This window comes from Rhodococcus sp. 27YEA15 (assembly GCF_049739425.1).
Taxonomy (GTDB): Bacteria; Actinomycetota; Actinomycetes; order Mycobacteriales; family Mycobacteriaceae; genus Rhodococcus_F.
Genome location: NZ_JBMHHW010000001.1, coordinates 4,677,755 through 4,695,291 on the forward strand (window position 1 = coordinate 4,677,755; position 17,537 = coordinate 4,695,291).

Sequence of the window (17,537 nt, forward strand, 5' to 3'; positions counted from 1 at the left end):
CGCACAGAGGCTATACCCCCACGTTGTCGAGGGAATCGTTCTTCGTCTCCCGCATGACGAGCAGTGACACGAACGTCAGCAGAGCGGCAACGAGCAGATAGACACCCACCCAGCCGACGCCGTAGTTCGTCGCCAGGTAGACCGCGATGAACGGTGCTACCGCCGCACCGAGAATGCTCGCCGTGTTGTAGGCGATTCCGGAACCGGTGTATCGGACGTTCGTCGGGAACAGTTCCGGCAGAACGGCACTCATCGGCCCGAAGGTCAGACCCATGAGCAGCATGCCGATGATCAGAAACGTCAACATCCGACCGTCGTTCATGCCGTCGACCTCGAGGAAGACGCCGAAGGTCAACCCGAAGATCATGATCAGGCCGGTGATGACCAGCAACGTGATCCGGCGTCCGTAGCGATCGGCGAGCCACCCCGACACCGGCACGGCCGCTGCGAAGAACACCACTGCAACCAGCTGCAGCACCAGGAAATCCGTGTAGCTGAAACCCGCCCCGGTGCCACCTTCCGCACGTGTCTTGCCCGTTCCGTAGCTGAGCACCCACGTGGTCATGATGTAGAACAGCGTGTACGTCGCGAGCATGACGAACGTTCCGATGATCAGCTGACGCCAACTGGTCTTGAATACTTCGGCAACGGGAGTCTTGACCTTCTCCCCACGCTCGACGGCTCGCGCGAAGACCGGAGTTTCTTCGAGCTTGAGGCGAACGTACAGTCCGATCATCACCATGATTGCGCTGAGCAGGAACGGGATTCGCCATCCCCAGGTGAGGAAAGCGCCGTCGAGATCCGGATTCGTGTTGTCATGGTTCATGAACAACGTGATGATCAAGAACAGGCCGTTGGCCATGAAGAACCCGAACGGCGCTCCGAGTTGCGGCCACATGGCCGCCCAGGCACGTTTGCCTTCCTTCGCTGTCTCGGTGGCGAGCAGGGCCGCACCCGACCATTCGCCGCCGAGCCCGAGTCCCTGACAGAAGCGCATGAGCGCCAACAAGGCCGGTGCGAGTAGCCCGACCTGATGGTAGGTGGGCAGCAGCCCGATGAGGAACGTCGCAATGCCCATCGTCAGCAGCGAGCCGACCAGCGTGGCCTTACGTCCGACGCGATCACCGAAGTGCCCGAAGAGGATCGAGCCGAGGGGGCGCGCGACAAAAGCCAGACCGAACGTCGCCAGGGAAGCGAGGAGCGCGGTGGTGTCGTTGCCCTTGGGGAAGAACAGGTGCGGGAACACCGATACGGCGGCCGTCGCATAGATGTAGAAGTCGTAGAACTCGATCGACGTACCGATCGTGCTGGCGACGATGATCCGACTGCGGGGAACGCCGGCGACGGTGTCACCGCCCGCCGATTCCGGCCTGTTCTCACTAGCTGACGTGCTCAAAACCCACTCCTGCGTATCCGTACATCGATGTCCATTTTTTGGGATGAAGTCCCAGTTAGTAGGAATTGAACACCCACGACGACGGACGAGCGGGTACAACCCCCTCCCGTAGTGACCGTTATCATGAGTACACACAGACCTGCGGGTCGGTGTGGTGAGCCGGGAAGTCTGGTCGGCACGAGCTCCGACGTCTCCGAATGTCGGGCGCGTCCGCTGTGCCCTCGACAGAAGGTCGTTCCACGTGATCGCCCGTTATCTCCGCACCGAAACCGTCGGCGGCGCGATTCTGCTCGCCGCCGCCGCAATCGCCCTGATCTGGGTGAACTCGCCGCTCGGCGACAGTTACCTGTTCCTACGCGACTTCCAGACTGGTCCGGCTGCACTGCACCTCGATCTGAGTCTGGGCACCTGGGCGCAGGACGGACTGCTCGCGGTCTTCTTCTTCGTCGCCGGTCTCGAACTCAAACGCGAACTCGTCGTCGGCGAACTCGCCGACCGCAAAGCCGCGATGCTGCCGATCATCGCCGCCTGCGGTGGTGTTCTGGTGCCCGCGATCATCGCGGCGTCGATCGGTTTCGGCACTCCCGGCATGGACAGGGGTTGGGCGATACCGGTCGCCACGGACATCGCGTTCGCGCTCGGTGTGCTCGCGCTCACCGGGTCGCGACTGCCACCGAGCGCCCGGGTCTTCCTGCTCAGTCTCGCCGTGGTCGACGATCTGCTGGCCATCATCTTGATCGCCGTGTTGTTCACCGGATCCGTTGCGATGCTCTGGCTGCTGACCGCCGCCGCATCCCTGGCCGTCTACGCCATCGCCCAGCATCGACGGATCACGACACCGGTTCTCTACATCCCCCTGGCCCTGCTGACCTGGTATTCGATGCACGAGGCCGGAATCCACGCGACGCTCGCCGGCGTCGCACTCGGTCTCCTCACCCGCGTCCGACGCGATCCGGGCGAGGAACACGCACCCGGTGCCCGCCTCGAACACCGCATCCAGCCGTACTCCGCAGGCATCTGTGTTCCGGTGTTCGCACTGTTCGCCTCAGGCGTCCCGATCGACGCAACAGTGCTGGGGGACATCTTCACCGACCCGATCGGTCTGTCCGTCTTCGTCGGTCTGCTCCTCGGCAAGACGATCGGAATCTTCGGGATTTCCCAGCTTGCGCTCAAACTGGGCATAGCCACCAAACCCGAGACACTGCGTTCAGCGGACCTGTTTGCCCTGTCAGTGCTCGGTGGCATCGGGTTCACCGTTAGCCTGCTTGTAGCAGACCTCGCACTGGACGGGGTCGGTGATGGCAGCGAGGCCGACGTAGCGAAGGCTGCAGTTCTCGTGACATCGTTGACGGCGGCGCTGATCGGATCAGCGCTGCTGTGGCGACGTGGACGAGTACACGCAACCCGAGACGACGCTGCTACTGCCACAGATACGAGAGAACTACCTGGAGAGGTCGACAAGTGAGCTTGACCAACGGAGAGAGCAAACGCTTCACCGGCGACGGAGTGCCCAACACGGTGTCCTCCATCCCGCTCACCGACGTGGACGCCCGGACACCGAGCGAAGCCAGCATCGGTGCCCTCGTCAGGGATGCGACCGCGCAGGTCTCGACGTTGGTCCGCGCCGAGGTCGAACTCGCCAAGGCCGAGGTCACCGGAGAGGTGAAGAAAGGCCTGCAGGGCAGCGTCTTCTTCATCCTGGCATTCACGGTTCTACTGTTCAGCTCGTTCTTCTTCTTCTTCTTCCTCGCCGAGTTGCTCGACATCTGGGTGCAGCGCTGGCTCGCGTTCCTGATCGTGTTCCTGATCATGATCGTGACAACTGCCCTCTTCGCGCTGCTGGGGTATCTGCGGGTGCGAAAACTCCGCGCGCCGGGAGAAGACGATCGAATCGCTCAAGCAGGCCAGGAACGTCATCCCGAGCGGCAGTGACGCCAAGGCACCCGTCGAGTTCACCGCGCGTCGATAGCGAACGCGAGCTCCGTGGCACCCCCTGATCCGTCCACCGTCCGTTTCGACGGGCCCTGGGTTCACCGGGACATCCACGCCAACGGCATCCGGTTCCACGCCGTCGAGGTCGGCGACGCGGCACCGGATGCACCGTTGGTGGTACTTCTGCACGGCTTCGCGGATATCTGGTGGTCGTGGCGACACCAGGTGACGGCGCTGTCGGAGGCGGGTTTTCGCGTCGTGGCCATTGACCTGCGCGGTTACGGCGACTCCGACAAACCTCCACGCGGCTACGACGGCTGGACCCTGGCCGGTGACGTCGCCGGTCTCATCCGAGCGATGGGGTACGGGAAAGCCACCCTCGTCGGCCATGCCGACGGCGGCCTGGTGTGCTGGGCGACCGCCCTTCTGCACCCGCGTCTGGTGCACTCGATAGCGCTGGTGTCGTCGCCACATCCGAAGGCGCTCAAACGCGCCGTGTTCCGTGATCGCTTTCAACGGCGAGCGCTGCTTCCCTCGTTCCTCGCCTACCAGGTGCCGCGACGCCCCGAGCGTCGACTGACGGCAGACGGCGGTGCCGAAGTGGAGCGTCTGATCCGCATCCGGTCCGGTCCGACCTGGCCGGAGAACCCCGAGTTCACGGATGTGGTGACCAAACTACGATCGGCAATCCGAATTCCGGGCGTCGCACACTCGGCACTCGAATATCAGCGCTGGGCGTTCCGCAGTCAACTGCGCAACGAGGGCAGACGATTCATGGGTTTGATGGATCACACCCTGAACGTTCCGGTCCTCCAGATCCACGGCGAGCTGGACCCGTACGTTCTCACTCGCACTGTCCGCCGGGATAAACGGTGGGCACCGGACAAGAAGCTGCAGATCGTTCCGGGCGTGGGGCATTACGCCCACTGGGAAGCCCCGGAGCGTGTCAACGGAATACTCGTGGGCTTCCTCGACACCCATCGCAGCTAGAGGATGCAGGCCCCGGTCGAGACCGGCGTCGTCGCCCCCGTCGCCATACTCACCTGACGTTCGATTTCGTTGGCCGTGAGCACGAACCCGGTGTCGCTGTCGTCGACGGCGGCGCCGAACACGACACCGAGCACCCGGCCCTGGTCGTCGACCATCGGCCCGCCCGAATTACCTTGCCGTATCGATCCGCGCACCGTGTACACCTCACGTTGTGTGGTGCCACTCTTGTAGATGTCCGGACCGTTCAGGTCGAGTACTTCCCGTACTCGCGCGGCACTGGCGGTATACGGTCCGCCACCGGGGTAACCGAGCACGAGAGCACTGTCTCCGGTCGTCGCTTCGTCGGGCGCAAACGGCAGGACTGGCGCATCGAGGCCGGGAACTGCCAAGATCGCGACGTCCACGGACGGGTCGAAGAGAACGACCGTTGCAGGCAGCGAACCCGCGACGGAGTCGACGGTGATGCTCTCGGTACCGGCGACGACGTGGGCATTGGTCATGACCCGTTCGGGTGCGATGACGAAACCGGAGCCTTCGAGAGCACGCTGACAGCTCGGTGCGATGCCGTTGATGCGAAGCACGCTCGGGCGCAGTTGCGCGGCCAGCGGGCTCGCCAGGACACTCGGGTCCGGAGGTTCCACGTTGGTGATCGGGGTGCGACCGAAAGGACCGATGACGTCTGGCAGACCCGAGGTGTCGAGCAGCGCCGAGAATTCGGTGGGAACCTGGCGCAGCCACTGCGGTGCGAGGTCGTCGACACGGGCGAGTACGTCGGAGCCGCGTACGGCTGCCGCGATCGAAGGCTGAGACGACGACGTCAGTGGTATCGCGAGCAGCCAGGCTGCGACGACGACGGCGACGGCCTGCAATCCGGCGCCGATGACGCTGTCCACCGATCTGGCTGCCGGACTGTGCATGTTGCTGCGCGCGGCTCGACCCAGGACCATGCCTGCGACCTCGCCGATCACGACCAGGATCACGATCAACGAGATCCCGGCGAGGATCCGGAGTTTCCCTTCGGTGACGTGCACGAGCACGTGCGGTGCGAGGAGGATTCCGGCGACCGCACCGAGGATCACCCCGACGAACGCCAGCGCCGACGCCACCGCTCCCTGGCGCCAGCCGGAGGTTGCGGCAATGAGGGCGACCACGATGATGCCGATGTCCACCCAGCGGGACCCCGTCATCGAGGCGCCACCGCGTCGTCGACGCCTTCACCGAATTCGGCGAGAGCAGTGTCGAGGTCGCGGACATCCTTCAGATCCCACGGGATCTCCCAGCCGGACACGGCGAACAGCGCGGCGAGAATTCCCGCCGTGAAACCCCACACGAGCATTCCGTCGGCACGGAAGGCCGGTCCTTGGTAGCCCAGGGGATGACGAACCTGGAACCGGTTGTCCGGCTCCAGGAGGGTGTGCAGCGGGACCCTGGCTACCCGGCCCACTTCAGCGGTGTCCTGAATCCCCACCGTCGTCGGCGTCTCCCAGTACGCGAGTACCGGCGTGACGTCGAACCCCGACGGCGGGACGAAGATCTCGGGTAGCACCGCCAACGGTTGCACACCGCTCGGTTCGAGGCCCGTCTCCTCACGAGCCTCCCGCAGCGCGGTACCGGTGGGTCCGTCGTCGCCCGGGTCGGCCGCACCGCCGGGGAACGCGACCTGCCCGCCGTGTTGGCGCATCGTCGTCGCTCGCTGGGTGAGAAGTACGTCTGCATTCGCAGGTAGTCCACCGAGCGCCAACGGGTCCGCCTCTCGGGCACCGCCGAAGAGGACCAGGACCGATGCGAGACGGGTATGCAGTCCCGGTGGCGCCTGCCGATCGAGTACCGGGTTGATCTGATGCGGATCGGTCAGTCGTGTGGTCGAGACGGCCCGCAACCACTCGGGAACGGGTGCACTCATACGACAACCCCCAGATACTGTGCGACGGCGTCGGCGATCTCCTCCGAACTGCGGAACGGTTGCGGCAGCACTTTCGCCACGGTGCCGTCTGGACGGACGAGAACGGACACCGGCAGTACCGGCGGTGCTCCCACCGCGATCCGCACCTTGCCGTCGCCGTCCTGCACCCCGGGCAGATGCACGGAGTAGTCGATCAGTCGCGTCAACGCGTTCTCCTGGTTCGGATCGGAGTGGACTGTGAGCACGTTGAGATTCGCACCTGCGCTGTCCGCGAACTCCTGCAGGTGCGGTAATTCTTCGGCACAGGGCGCGCACCAGTACGCCCAGAGGTTGATCAGCGCGGGTTTACCGCCCAACGCCGCAGCGAGGTCGACCGAGCTGCCGTCGGACACGCAGTCGAGGGTGAGCCCGGTCAGAGCCGAACCGGCAGGCGCCGGACCGACGGGGGTCGGGCAGGCGGCCAACGAGGCCTCGCTGCGGAGCGTGTCGAGTGAATCCGAGGACGGCGTGAACGAGGGCGGTTGATAGGTCGAGGACGACGTCCCGGCTGTCGACGCCGGGGTGTCGTCGGCCCCACGCGGCCAAATTGCCACGACGAGAGCTGCGACGACGACGAGGGCGGCGAGGGACCAGCGAGCTGCACTGTTCATCAGGCGATCACAGTCCGACCAGCGCGAGCAGGTGATCCGTCTCCGGTCCCTTGACCAGTGCGGCGGCTTCGGATTTGTCGGTGGGCCCGAGCCCGTACGACGGACAGTCCTTGGCCAGAACGCAGACTCCGCAGGCCGGCTTGCGTGCATGACAGACCCGCCGGCCGTGAAAGATCACCCGATGCGAGAGAAGGGTCCATTCCTTGCGTTCGATGAGCGCACCGACGGCGTGTTCCACCTTGACCGGATCTTCCTCTTCGGTCCACTGCCACCGCCGCACGAGCCGCCCGAAGTGGGTGTCGACGGTGATTCCCGGCACATCGAAGGCATTTCCCAGTACGACGTTGGCGGTCTTTCGACCGATACCGGGCAATGTCACCAGGTCTTCGAGTCGCGCTGGTATCTCACCGTCGTATCGTTCGAGCAAGGCTCGGCCGAGCCCGATCAGGGAAGTGGTCTTGTTGCGGTAGAAACCGGTGGAGCGGATGTACTCTTCGAGCTCGATTCGGTCGGCTTCGGCATACGCCTTCGCATCCGGATAACGAGCGAACAACGCAGGTGTCACCATGTTGACCCGCACGTCCGTGCACTGGGCCGAAAGTATGGTCGCCACCGCAAGTTCGAGTGGTGTCGTGAAGTCCAGTTCGCAGTAGACGTGCGGGAACGCGACAGCCAACTGTCGGTTCATTCGGCGCGCCCTCCGGACGAGGGAGAGCCGCGACTGCACGCCGACGGGTGCACCCGAACGCGGCTTTTGCCGCTGCTCTGAACTGTCCGTCGGGGTTCTCTGCACTCAGACAACTGTACGGATACAACACGTGCCGATACGTCGTCGTGTCGATTCTGAGACCTTGGCCGTGTTAACTCACGGGTATGCAAGGTCTCGCGGTGATCCTCTTTCCGCTACTGCTGATGCTCTTCGCCCTCGCGATGGAACGCGTGGAGGTGCGGCTTCGTCGGCTGTCGGTACGTGAGCACGAGGTCGAGGAATTCCTCGACCAGGCAAGCGACGCCGACGTCGCAGCGCTCGCCAATGACGGGTTCCCCCACGCTTTTGCCCGATTTCGCCGACGGCGCAAAGGACATCGGTCACAGTCCGCCGACCCGTCGAGTATCAGTAGAATTTCTTCTCAACAGGCAAGTTGAGGGTTATCCAAACTAGTCAAACTTGACGGTTTTGCGACTATTTTCGCCACTTACGTGGCATCAATCACTCACCGAATGCCCTCGGGACGTAGACTTCGATGCCGTACCTGTTGTATCGACCACAGACAGCGGCCGGCACAGGCTCCTCTTCCAGTAGGGGAACCGGTGTCTGCCTCCCTGTGCGGCACAGGGGTGCGTAGATCGACAGCGCAAGAAAATGACACCGAACAAAATCAATTCTCAACAAGGAGCGCACGTGGACGACGTCCTGGCAAGAGCCGGCATCTTCCAAGGAGTCGAGCCCTCAGCGGTAGCGGCGCTGACCAAGCAGCTGCAGCCCGTCGACTTCCCCCGTGGACATGTCATCTTCAACGAAGGTGAGCCGGGTGACCGTCTGTACATCATCGTGTCCGGCAAGGTGAAGATCGGTCGACGCTCACCCGACGGCCGCGAGAACCTGCTGACGATCATGGGGCCGTCGGACATGTTCGGCGAGCTGTCCATCTTCGATCCGGGCCCCCGCACCTCGACGGCCACGACCGTCACCGAAGTTCGCGCCGTGAGCATGGATCGCGACGCCCTGAAGGCTTGGATCCAGCAGCGGCCGGAGATCGCGGAGCAGTTGCTTCGCGTGTTGGCACGCCGCCTGCGCCGTACCAACAACACGCTCGCCGATCTGATCTTCACCGACGTTCCCGGCCGTGTCGCCAAGGCGCTTCTGCAGCTCGCACAGCGCTTCGGCACCCAGGAAGGTGGCGCTCTGCGCGTCACCCACGACCTGACGCAGGAAGAGATCGCTCAGCTCGTCGGTGCTTCCCGTGAGACGGTCAACAAGGCGCTCGCCGATTTCGCACACCGCGGATGGCTTCGCCTCGAGGGCAAGAGCGTCTTGATCTCGGATTCCGAGCGTCTCGCCCGTCGCGCACGCTGACTTTCCGATCGGAACTGCAGTTCCGGTTGGCACCTTCGGCCGCCCCACCTCGTGTGGGGCGGCCGAAGTCGTTCTGGACACGGCTTGTACCTGACCGTACTGTTTGTACCGATAGGTACAAGGGGAATCGAGAGGACGCACCGTGAGAGCACCCATTCCACCCTTCACCCGCGGGACCGCCCTCCAGAAAGTTCGCACGGCCGAGGACGGCTGGAATTCCCGTGATCCGGAGCAGGTGTCGTTGGCGTACACACCGGACAGTTGGTGGCGCAACCGCTCGACGTTCGTCGCCGGTCGTGCTGCGATCGTCGAGTTCCTCACCGAGAAATGGAATCGCGAACTGGACTACCGCTTGATCAAGGAACTGTGGGCTCACAGTGACAACCGCATCGCGGTGCGGTTCGCATACGAGTGGCATGATCACGACGGTCGGTGGTTCCGCTCGTACGGCAACGAGAACTGGGAATTCGACGCCGACGGGTTGATGCACCACCGCCATGCCAGTATCAACGACGTCGGCATAGCGGAGTCGGAGCGGAAGTTCTTCTGGGATCCGAGCGGTCCACGCCCGCACGGCCATCCGGGCCTGAGCGACCTCGGTCTCTGATGGAAGAGTGAGCCGTGGCCGTGCGATCCGATTCCGTCCCGGCGCTGGCCGGCGTATTTCGAACCTACGGCTTCGACGGCGCGAGTCTGGCCGTCATCAGCGAGCACACCGGCCTCGGGAAAGGCAGTTTGTACAACTTCTTCCCGCGTGGGAAGGAAGAGATGGCGGAGGCCGTACTCGACCAGGTTGGTGCCTGGTTCATGACCGAGGTCTTCGATCCACTTCGCGTCGAGTCGGTTTCGCCGGCCGAGCGGATAACAGCGATGTTCGACGCGGTGGCGGAGCATTTCGGGTCCGGGAACCGGATCTGCCTGTTCGGCGCGTTCGCGTTGGGAAACGAGCGTGCGCGCTTCGGCGCCAGAGTCCAGGGCTACTTCGACGCCTGGATCAGCGCGCTGACCACGGCACTGGAATGCACCGACGACCCGGCGGGGCTCGCCGAGGAGTGTGTCTCGACAATCCAAGGCGCACTTGTCTTGTCACGAGCGCTCGACGACAGCCTCGTGTACACCCGACTGTCCGGAAGGCTTCGTGACCGATTACTCGCCCGGATGGAGCTGTGAGTACGAAAACTGCCGCCGGATATGCACACGGCAGATCCGGCGGCAGCGCAATCGAAGCGGGAGGTCAGCTGCGCAGATATGCCAACTGCACGTTCACCGATTTCTCGGCGGCGGGCCAGAGTTTGGGATCGACGTCCGAGTAGACGTGCTCGACGATCTCCTGCACGGTCGCGTTCTCGCCCAATGCTTTCAGGGCGAAACGCACTTGGTCGAGACGCCCTTCGCGGTGCGCGAGATAGTCCGTGGAGATCGCGTGCAGATCGGGCAGGTCCGGGCCGTGACCGGGTAGCACCGCCCGACCTCGACCGAGGTCGACGAGTACGCGCAACGAGGCGAGGTAGTCCCGTAAATTGCCGTCGGAATCATCGAGAACCGTTGTGCCACGGCCAAGTATGGTATCGCCGGTGAGAACGCTGCCGTCGTTCTCGACCACGATGGAGACGGAGTCCGCCGTGTGACCGGGAGTGGCGAGGATCCGCAGTGTCAAACCCGCCACCTCGACCACCTCGCCGTCGACGAGCGCAGTGCCGCCCCCTCGCAGGAAACTCTCGTCGACCGAACGTACGGGCGCCGAGGTCAATTCGTGAAAACGGCCCACCCCGCCGGTGTGGTCGAAGTGCCGATGCGTGATCAACGTCAACGCTACCGGGCCGACCGCGGCCACACGTTGCAGATGTTCCTCGTCGTGTTCACCTGGATCGACGACGACACACTCGGTGTTGCCGGGCGCACGCAGAATCCAGGTGTTGGTTCCGTCGAGCGTCATCATGTTCGGGTTGTTCTCGAGCATGACCGAAGCGAAGTCGGTGACGCGGCGTAACTGCGCGTAGGCGGGGTGAACCGTGGACATCAGCGGACTTCGACGATCAGTTCCACCTCGACGGGCGAGCCGAGAGGTAGTTCGGCGACACCGACCGCAGAGCGGGCATGGATACCTGCATCACCGAGTACCTCGCCGAGGAACTCGGAGGCGCCGTTGATCACACCGGGTTGGCCGGTGAATCCTTCGGCGGAGGCCACGAAGCCTACGACCTTGACGACGCGGACCACGTTGTCGATGCCCACGAGTGCGTCGATTGCGGCAAGCGCGTTGAGCGCGCAGGTACGCGCTGCCGCCTTGGCGTCCTCGTCGGACACGTCTGCACCGAGCTTGCCGGTCAGAGCGAGCTTTCCGTCGACGAACGGCAACTGGCCGGATGTGTACACGTAATTTCCGGTGCGTAGCGCCGGAACGTAGGCTGCGACAGGGGCCGCGACTGCAGGAAGCGTGATGCCGAGTTCGGCGAGCCGCGCCGACCAGGTTGTCGTCTCACTCATCCCGGATCAGGCCTTCGGACGCTTCAGGTATGCGACATGCTGTTCGCCCGAAGTGCTCGGCAGCACGGCAACCAGTTCCCAACCGTCGACGCCCCAGTTGTCGAGGATCGCTTTCGGGTTGTGGACCAGCAGCGGAGTAACGGTGTATTCCCAAGAAATTGTTTCACTCATACGGGTGAGCCTATCTGCCACACATCATCGGCTCGAGACTTATAGGCTCGCGGTGTGCTTACATCCCAAGTCGAGCTGAGTAAGTCCTGGCCGGAGTCCGCAGCCAAGGCCCGCCTGCATTTCGTGTCAGGCAAGGGCGGGACCGGTAAGTCCACGGTTGCGGCCGCGTTGGCGTTGGCGTTGGCCGAGGGCGGCAAGCGTGTACTCCTGGTCGAAGTGGAGGGGCGTCAGGGCATCGCGCAGCTCTTCGACGTCCCGCCGTTACCGCCGCAGGAGACCAAAGTTGCCACAGCGGACGGTGGCGGTGAGGTGATGGCGCTTGCCATAGACATCGAGACGGCGTTCTTGGAATACCTCGAGATGTTCTACAACCTCGGCTTCGCCGGGCGAGCGATGCGCCGCTTCGGCGCCATCGAGTTCGCCACGACCATCGCGCCCGGACTGCGAGACGTCCTTCTCACCGGAAAGATCAAGGAGTGCGTCATCCGCACCGACCGATCCGGCAAGCGGGTGTACGACGCCGTCGTGGTCGACGCTCCCCCGACGGGCCGGATCGGCAGCTTCCTCGACGTGACGAAGGCGATGGCCGACCTCGCCAAGGGTGGACCCGTTCATTCACAGAGTGAAGGTGTCGTGCGCTTGCTTCACTCGCCGGAGACGATGGTTCATCTGGTGGCGCTACTCGAAGCCCTTCCCGTGCAGGAGACCGCCGACGCGGCGGTCGAACTCGCCAAGTCCGATCTCAATCTCGGTGCCGTCATCGTCAACCGGGCCAGCCCACGATTCCTGCCGCCGGGAATACTCGGCGACGCCGCTGCCGGAAACATCGACGCCGAAGCGGTACGTTCGACTCTCGCCGAGTCGGGGATCGAGCTGTCCGACGACGACTTCGCGGGTTTGCTGACCGAGACCATCGAACATGCATCTGTGCTCTCTGCACAGGAGTCCAGCGCGGAGAAGCTGGACGAGATCGACGGAGCGCAGGTCCGCTTGCCGGCACTTGCCGACGGCATCGATCTGGGCGGGCTGTACGAGTTGGCCGAATATCTCACCGAACAGGGCGTGTGATGAGCGAAAACACCGAGAACGTCACCGTCGGCAGTACCAGAACCGGCAAGCGCAGCGCTCCCGTGCTGGATATTTCCGCGATCATCAACGACCCCACAGCGCGGATCGTCGTCTGTTGCGGTGCGGGAGGTGTCGGCAAGACCACCACGGCGGCATCGTTGGCGTTACGCGCGGCCGAGCAGGGGCGACGCGTCGTCGTCCTCACCATCGATCCGGCTCGCCGGCTCGCTCAGGCATTGGGCGTGGCGGAGTTGGACAACACTCCGCAGCCGGTCAAGCTAGGGCCGGATGCCACCGGCGAGTTGCACGCGATGATGCTCAACATGCGTCGCACTTTCGACGAGATGGTGATCGAGCATTCGAGCCCGGAGAAGGCCGAACAAATCCTGGCGAACCCCTTCTATCAAACGGTTGCCACATCGTTCTCCGGAACGCAGGAGTACATGGCGATGGAGAAACTCGGTCAGCTCGCGTCGAATGACAAGTGGGATCTGGTCGTCGTCGACACGCCGCCGTCTCGGAACGCTCTCGACTTCCTCGACGCGCCGCAGCGGCTGGGAAATTTTCTCGACGGTCGCATGATCCGGCTGCTGTCCGCTCCCGGACGTGGTTTGACCAAATTGGTGGCAGGCGCGATGGGCCTGGCACTCAAAGGGGTCTCGACGATCGTGGGCAGCGACATGCTCGCCGACGCGTCGGCGTTCGTGCAGTCTCTGGATTCGATGTTCGGCGGATTCCGCGAACGCGCGACCAAGACGTACGAACTGCTGCGAAACCCGGGCACCCATTTCTTGGTGATCGCCGCTGCCGAACCCGACGCGCTGCGAGAAGCCGCGTTCTTCGTCGACCGCCTGGCCGGCGACTCGATGCCGCTGGCCGGGCTGGTGCTCAACCGCACTCATCCGACATTGACGTCGCTTCCGGCCGATCATGCCGTGACGGCGGCAGACAGGCTGGAGGCGAAACCCGATTCGAGCGAGGCCGAGGACTTGACTGCGGCGATCCTGCGGATTCATGCACACCGGGCCGTCATCGCGAAGCGGGAAGTGGCGTTACTCAGCCGATTCACCGCCGCGCATCCCCGGGTTCCGCTGATCGGGGTGCCGTCGCTACCGTTCGAGGTCTCCGACCTGGAGGCCCTGCGCGCCGTCGGCGATCAACTCACGCGTAAGAGTTAGTTCGCAGGGGCCACCGGCGTCGGAGCGGTTCAGATCGCAGCGTGATGTTGGCGCTGGTCCTCGAAGAACTCCGACCAGGAGTCGACGTCGGGGTGCTGCTTGAGCAGTGCGCGACGCTGACGTTCGGTCATACCACCCCACACGCCGAACTCGACGCGGTTGTCGAGCGCGTCAGCTCCGCACTGCATCAGAACCGGGCAGTGACGGCAGATGGTGGCCGCCTTGCGCTGGGCGGCACCTCGTACGAAGAGTTGATCGGGATCGACTTCACGGCATCGGGCCTGCGTTACCCAGGCAATTCGCGCCTCTGCCTGCTCTACATCCAAACGGCTACTCGGGGTGGCTGTGTACATTCTTGTCCCCTCTACAAAGTCTGACCGTCGCCATGAGGCGAGCAGCACACCGTCTCCGCTCCCGCAACTATCACGGTGAAACCCGAGACACATTCGCGATCGAGTGTTATGTCAATCACACCGTGTACACAATTTAGGTAAAGAATCGCCCCGGCGCAAGGTGGCGAGCAGCATTTTTTGGTACGGCAGTACAAAGCGGGTGTTCAGGACGTCCCGAACACCCCCGATTTCATTCCGGACCGGGTTCGAAGGCCGACACACGTACTCTGTAGATCGTGTCGATTGCAAAAACAGTGGCAAAGCTCGCCGGCAGTTCCGTGTTGGCCGGAGTTCTGGTCGCCGGGGTGATGTTCCCGCTGGCAGGCGGATTCGGATTCGCCTCCAACCGGGCCGCCGACACCGTCGACAACGTTTCCGCCGAACTGGTCGAGGGCACAGTTCCGGCCGTCTCGACAATGGTCGACGCAGCAGGCAACACCATTGCCTGGCTCTACGATCAACGTCGTTTCGAGGTTCCGAGCGACAAGATCGCCAATAACATGAAGCTGGCGATCGTCTCGATCGAGGACCGTCGGTTCCCGGACCACAAGGGCGTCGACTGGCAGGGCACGCTGCGCGCCTTCCTCACCAACACCACCACCGGCGAGGTGCAGCAGGGCGCGTCGACGCTCGATCAGCAGTACGTGAAGAACTACCAACTGCTGGTCGTCGCGAAAACCGACGCCGAGCGTCGTGCGGCAATCGAGACCACTCCGGCGCGAAAGATCCGTGAAATACGGATGGCTCTGACCTTGGACAAGGAACTGACCAAGGACGAGATCCTCACTCGATATCTGAACCTCGTTCCGTTCGGCAACGGTTCCTTCGGTATCCAGGACGCCGCGCAGACGTACTTCGGCGTCGACGCGGCAGATCTGTCGGTTCCACAAGCCGCGATGTTGGCGGGGATGGTGCAGTCCAGTTCCGCTCTCAACCCGTATACGAACGTCGAAGGTGTCACCGAGCGTCGTAACACCGTGTTGGACACGATGGTCACCAACATTCCCGATCGTGCCGACGAGTTCCGCGCGGCCAAGAACGAACCACTCGGCGTGCTACCCACACCGAAAACCCTGCCGCGCGGCTGCATCGCTGCCGGTGATCGTGGGTTCTTCTGCGACTACGCCCTCAAGTACCTGTCCGACGCCGGAATCAGCCGCGATCAGATCAACGAGGGCGGCTACCTCATCAAGACGACTCTCGATCCGGAGATCCAGGCGTCCACCAAGGCCGGTCTGAACGCCAACGCGAGCCCTGGGCTCGACGGAATCGCGAACGTCATGAACGTGATTCGGCCAGGCCAGGATTCGCACAAAGTAGTCGCCATGGCCAGTAGCCGCACGTACGGCCTCGACGCCGACGCGGGGCAAACAGTCCAAGCGCAGCCGTATTCACTGGCAGGCGACGGCGCAGGTTCGGTGTTCAAGATCTTCACCACCGCCGCGGCGATGGAGAAGGGCCTCGGTATCGACGCCGTTCTCGACGTGCCCAAACGATTCGAGGCCAAGGGTCTCGGAAGTGGTGGTGCCGCGAATTGCCCGCCGTCGACGTATTGCGTCGAGAATGCCGGTAACTACCCACCGAGCCTGTCCGTCACCGATGCGCTCGCCCAGTCACCGAACACCGCATTCGTGAAACTGATCGAGGCGACCGGCGTGACACCGACCGTCGACATGGCAGTTCGGTTGGGTATGCGTTCCTATGCCGATCCCAACACGTCGGGTTTCGATCAGCGCAGCATGGCGGACTTCCAGAAGGAACAGAATCTCGGTTCGTTCACCCTCGGTCCCACCTGGATCAATCCACTCGAGCTCTCCAATGTCGCGGCGACGTTGGCCTCGCACGGCAAATGGTGCCCACCGAGCCCGATCGATTCGGTCTACGACCGGAGCGGTAAGCAGATTGCAGTCGCCGAGCAAGGCTGCGAACAAGTTGTCGAACCCGGTCTGGCGGACACGCTCGCCAACGCCATGAGCCGTGACGACGTCGGCGCGGGCACGTCGGCTGGTGCTGCGGGCGCCGCCGGTTGGACCCTGCCGATGTCGGGCAAGACGGGTACCACCGAGACGCACAAGTCGTCCGCGTTCCTCGGTTTCACCAACAACCTTGCCGCGGCCGTGTACATCTACGGCGACTCCCCCACCCCGGGTGAGATCTGCTCGAGCCCGTTGCGCCCCTGCTACAGCGGCAATCTGTACGGCGGCACCGAACCGGCCCGGTCATGGTTCGCTGCGATCGGTCCGGTGGTCGGCAAATTCGGTCCCACCGCGTTGCCGCCGATCGACCCCAAATATGCGCGGGGTTCGCAGAACGGTCAGGTCCCCGAGGTCGTCGGGTTGAGCCAGTCGGCGGCTACCTCTCGTCTGCAGGCGGCGGGGTTCACGGTGAACTCCGTGACGTCGGCGTCGGGCGCTCGGGCCGGCACCGTGACGAGCGCGTCGCCGTCGGGATCCGCGATTCCCGGTTCGGCGATCACGATCTACGTCAGTGACGGTTCAGTGCAAGCGCCACCAGCGCAACCTGCCGATCAGCAACCGCCGCCGGCCGATCAGTCACCACCTGCCGACGCACCCCCGCCCGGGGCACCGGCGCCTTGATCGACTGAAGTCCTTGATCACCTGTTGAACGAAGAACGGCCGCAACCTTCCCGGTTGCGGCCGTTCTCGGCATTCAACGAGGTTTCACAGGCGAGACTTCACGGCCTTCGAGATTCGGGCACCGTCGGCTTTGCCCTTGGCCAGGGCGCTTGCGGCCTTGATGACCTGGCCCATCTGGCGCACTCCCGGACGCTCACCGAGCTCCTCCGCCACCTGCGCCAGTGCGGTATCGACGACATCGACCAGCTCGGCGTCGGTCAAGGGAGTCGGAAGATATTCGTCGATGATCTGAGCTTCGGCACGTTCCTGCGCAGCGAGTTCACCGCGCCCGTTCTCGGTGTAGATTTCCGCGGATTCTCCGCGCTTCTTCGATTCCTTGGCAAGAACTTTGACGATCTCGTCGTCGGTGAGGACTCGTGCTTCCTTGCCGGAGACCTCTTCGGTCTGCACAGCTGCAATGAGCATCCTGAGGGTGGCAGTGCGTAGTCGGTCCTTGGCCTTCATGGAGGCAACCATGTCGGACCGGAGAGCATCTTTGAGCGAGGGAGACGTTTCTGACATGACGGAAACGCTACGCGCTCGCCTGTTCCCATGTCGCGGGAGTTACTCGCGGCGTGCGCGAGCGTTATCTGTGGCCGTGGTGTCAATCTGTCAGGAGATGGTCACCAGATCGCTTCTCACCCGTATCCTGGATGA

19 protein-coding genes and 1 pseudogene are annotated in these 17,537 nt (G+C 63.6%); 10 read left to right on the plus strand and 10 right to left on the minus strand.

What is annotated here, in order from left to right; genetic code table 11:
* Positions 1–10 precede the first annotated feature (10 nt).
* Positions 11–1,396, minus strand: coding sequence for an MFS transporter (locus tag ABH922_RS21910; protein ID WP_424808920.1), 1,386 nt, complete (start codon positions 1,394–1,396; stop codon positions 11–13).
* Positions 1,397–1,637: 241 nt separating this feature from the next.
* On the opposite strand from ABH922_RS21910, the gene nhaA reads away from it, so the two are divergent.
* The 3 genes and pseudogenes from nhaA (at position 1,638) to ABH922_RS21925 (ending at position 4,318) form a co-directional block, all read left to right on the plus strand.
* A complete protein-coding gene (gene nhaA / locus ABH922_RS21915) occupies positions 1,638–2,861 on the plus strand; it encodes a Na+/H+ antiporter NhaA (protein WP_424808921.1) in 1,224 nt (407 codons plus the stop codon).
* Positions 2,858–3,365: pseudogene (locus tag ABH922_RS21920) on the plus strand (phage holin family protein). The gene nhaA and the pseudogene ABH922_RS21920 overlap by 4 nt, the downstream one beginning before the upstream one ends.
* A 14-nt stretch (positions 3,366–3,379) precedes the next feature.
* Entirely contained in the window at positions 3,380–4,318 is a 939-nt protein-coding gene (locus ABH922_RS21925) for an alpha/beta fold hydrolase (RefSeq protein WP_424808922.1), read from the plus strand.
* Here ABH922_RS21925 and ABH922_RS21930 read toward each other — a convergent pair.
* Genes ABH922_RS21930 through nth form a run of 4 tightly spaced genes read right to left on the minus strand, consistent with a single transcriptional unit; the run spans position 4,315 to position 7,664 of the window.
* Complete coding sequence (locus tag ABH922_RS21930; protein ID WP_424808923.1) at positions 4,315–5,505, minus strand: MarP family serine protease; 1,191 nt, start codon at positions 5,503–5,505, stop codon at positions 4,315–4,317. The two genes, ABH922_RS21925 and ABH922_RS21930, sit on opposite strands and share 4 nt — an antisense overlap.
* A complete protein-coding gene (locus ABH922_RS21935) occupies positions 5,502–6,221 on the minus strand; it encodes an NUDIX hydrolase (protein ID WP_424808924.1) in 720 nt (239 codons plus the stop codon). The genes ABH922_RS21930 and ABH922_RS21935 overlap by 4 nt, the downstream gene beginning before the upstream one ends.
* Positions 6,218–6,871, minus strand: coding sequence for a TlpA family protein disulfide reductase (locus tag ABH922_RS21940; protein ID WP_424808925.1), 654 nt, complete (start codon positions 6,869–6,871; stop codon positions 6,218–6,220). The genes ABH922_RS21935 and ABH922_RS21940 overlap by 4 nt, the downstream gene beginning before the upstream one ends.
* 7 nt (positions 6,872–6,878) lie before the next feature.
* Positions 6,879–7,664, minus strand: a complete 786-nt coding sequence (gene nth / locus ABH922_RS21945) for an endonuclease III (RefSeq protein ID WP_424808926.1) — start codon at positions 7,662–7,664, stop codon at positions 6,879–6,881.
* Between the two features lie 80 nt (positions 7,665–7,744).
* Between nth and ABH922_RS21950 the strand changes: the two genes are divergently transcribed.
* From ABH922_RS21950 to ABH922_RS21965, 4 genes are all read left to right on the plus strand, one after another.
* Positions 7,745–8,017 (plus strand): hypothetical protein, encoded by a 273-nt coding sequence (locus ABH922_RS21950; RefSeq protein ID WP_424808927.1) that lies wholly within the window; start codon positions 7,745–7,747, stop codon positions 8,015–8,017.
* A gap of 256 nt (positions 8,018–8,273) precedes the next feature.
* Positions 8,274–8,948, plus strand: coding sequence for a Crp/Fnr family transcriptional regulator (locus ABH922_RS21955; RefSeq protein ID WP_003943506.1), 675 nt, complete (start codon positions 8,274–8,276; stop codon positions 8,946–8,948).
* A gap of 142 nt (positions 8,949–9,090) precedes the next feature.
* On the plus strand, positions 9,091–9,555 hold the full coding sequence (locus ABH922_RS21960) for a DUF1348 family protein (protein ID WP_424808928.1): 465 nt from the start codon (positions 9,091–9,093) through the stop codon (positions 9,553–9,555).
* A gap of 14 nt (positions 9,556–9,569) precedes the next feature.
* Positions 9,570–10,118, plus strand: a complete 549-nt coding sequence (locus ABH922_RS21965; protein ID WP_424808929.1) for a TetR/AcrR family transcriptional regulator — start codon at positions 9,570–9,572, stop codon at positions 10,116–10,118.
* A gap of 64 nt (positions 10,119–10,182) precedes the next feature.
* Here the strand turns inward: ABH922_RS21965 and ABH922_RS21970 are convergent, their stop codons facing one another.
* From ABH922_RS21970 to ABH922_RS21980, 3 genes are read right to left on the minus strand one after another with little or no spacing between them, the layout of a single operon-like run.
* On the minus strand, positions 10,183–10,968 hold the full coding sequence (locus ABH922_RS21970) for an MBL fold metallo-hydrolase (RefSeq protein WP_424808930.1): 786 nt from the start codon (positions 10,966–10,968) through the stop codon (positions 10,183–10,185).
* Positions 10,968–11,435, minus strand: coding sequence for a RidA family protein (locus tag ABH922_RS21975; RefSeq protein ID WP_424808931.1), 468 nt, complete (start codon positions 11,433–11,435; stop codon positions 10,968–10,970). The genes ABH922_RS21970 and ABH922_RS21975 overlap by 1 nt, the downstream gene beginning before the upstream one ends.
* A gap of 6 nt (positions 11,436–11,441) precedes the next feature.
* Positions 11,442–11,606 (minus strand): hypothetical protein, encoded by a 165-nt coding sequence (locus ABH922_RS21980; RefSeq protein WP_424808932.1) that lies wholly within the window; start codon positions 11,604–11,606, stop codon positions 11,442–11,444.
* Positions 11,607–11,660: 54 nt separating this feature from the next.
* Between ABH922_RS21980 and ABH922_RS21985 the strand changes: the two genes are divergently transcribed.
* Positions 11,661–12,674: an ArsA family ATPase gene (locus ABH922_RS21985; protein WP_424808933.1), complete on the plus strand. Its 1,014-nt coding sequence runs from the start codon at positions 11,661–11,663 to the stop codon at positions 12,672–12,674.
* Positions 12,674–13,852, plus strand: coding sequence for an ArsA family ATPase (locus ABH922_RS21990; protein ID WP_424808934.1), 1,179 nt, complete (start codon positions 12,674–12,676; stop codon positions 13,850–13,852). The genes ABH922_RS21985 and ABH922_RS21990 overlap by 1 nt, the downstream gene beginning before the upstream one ends.
* A gap of 29 nt (positions 13,853–13,881) precedes the next feature.
* Here the strand turns inward: ABH922_RS21990 and ABH922_RS21995 are convergent, their stop codons facing one another.
* Positions 13,882–14,205, minus strand: coding sequence for a WhiB family transcriptional regulator (locus tag ABH922_RS21995; protein ID WP_424808935.1), 324 nt, complete (start codon positions 14,203–14,205; stop codon positions 13,882–13,884).
* Between the two features lie 293 nt (positions 14,206–14,498).
* Between ABH922_RS21995 and ABH922_RS22000 the strand changes: the two genes are divergently transcribed.
* Complete coding sequence (locus ABH922_RS22000) at positions 14,499–16,841, plus strand: penicillin-binding protein (protein ID WP_424809757.1); 2,343 nt, start codon at positions 14,499–14,501, stop codon at positions 16,839–16,841.
* Between the two features lie 84 nt (positions 16,842–16,925).
* Here ABH922_RS22000 and ABH922_RS22005 read toward each other — a convergent pair whose 3' ends face one another.
* Positions 16,926–17,402 (minus strand): GatB/YqeY domain-containing protein, encoded by a 477-nt coding sequence (locus tag ABH922_RS22005; protein WP_424808936.1) that lies wholly within the window; start codon positions 17,400–17,402, stop codon positions 16,926–16,928.
* Between the last annotated feature and the right edge of the window lie 135 nt (positions 17,403–17,537).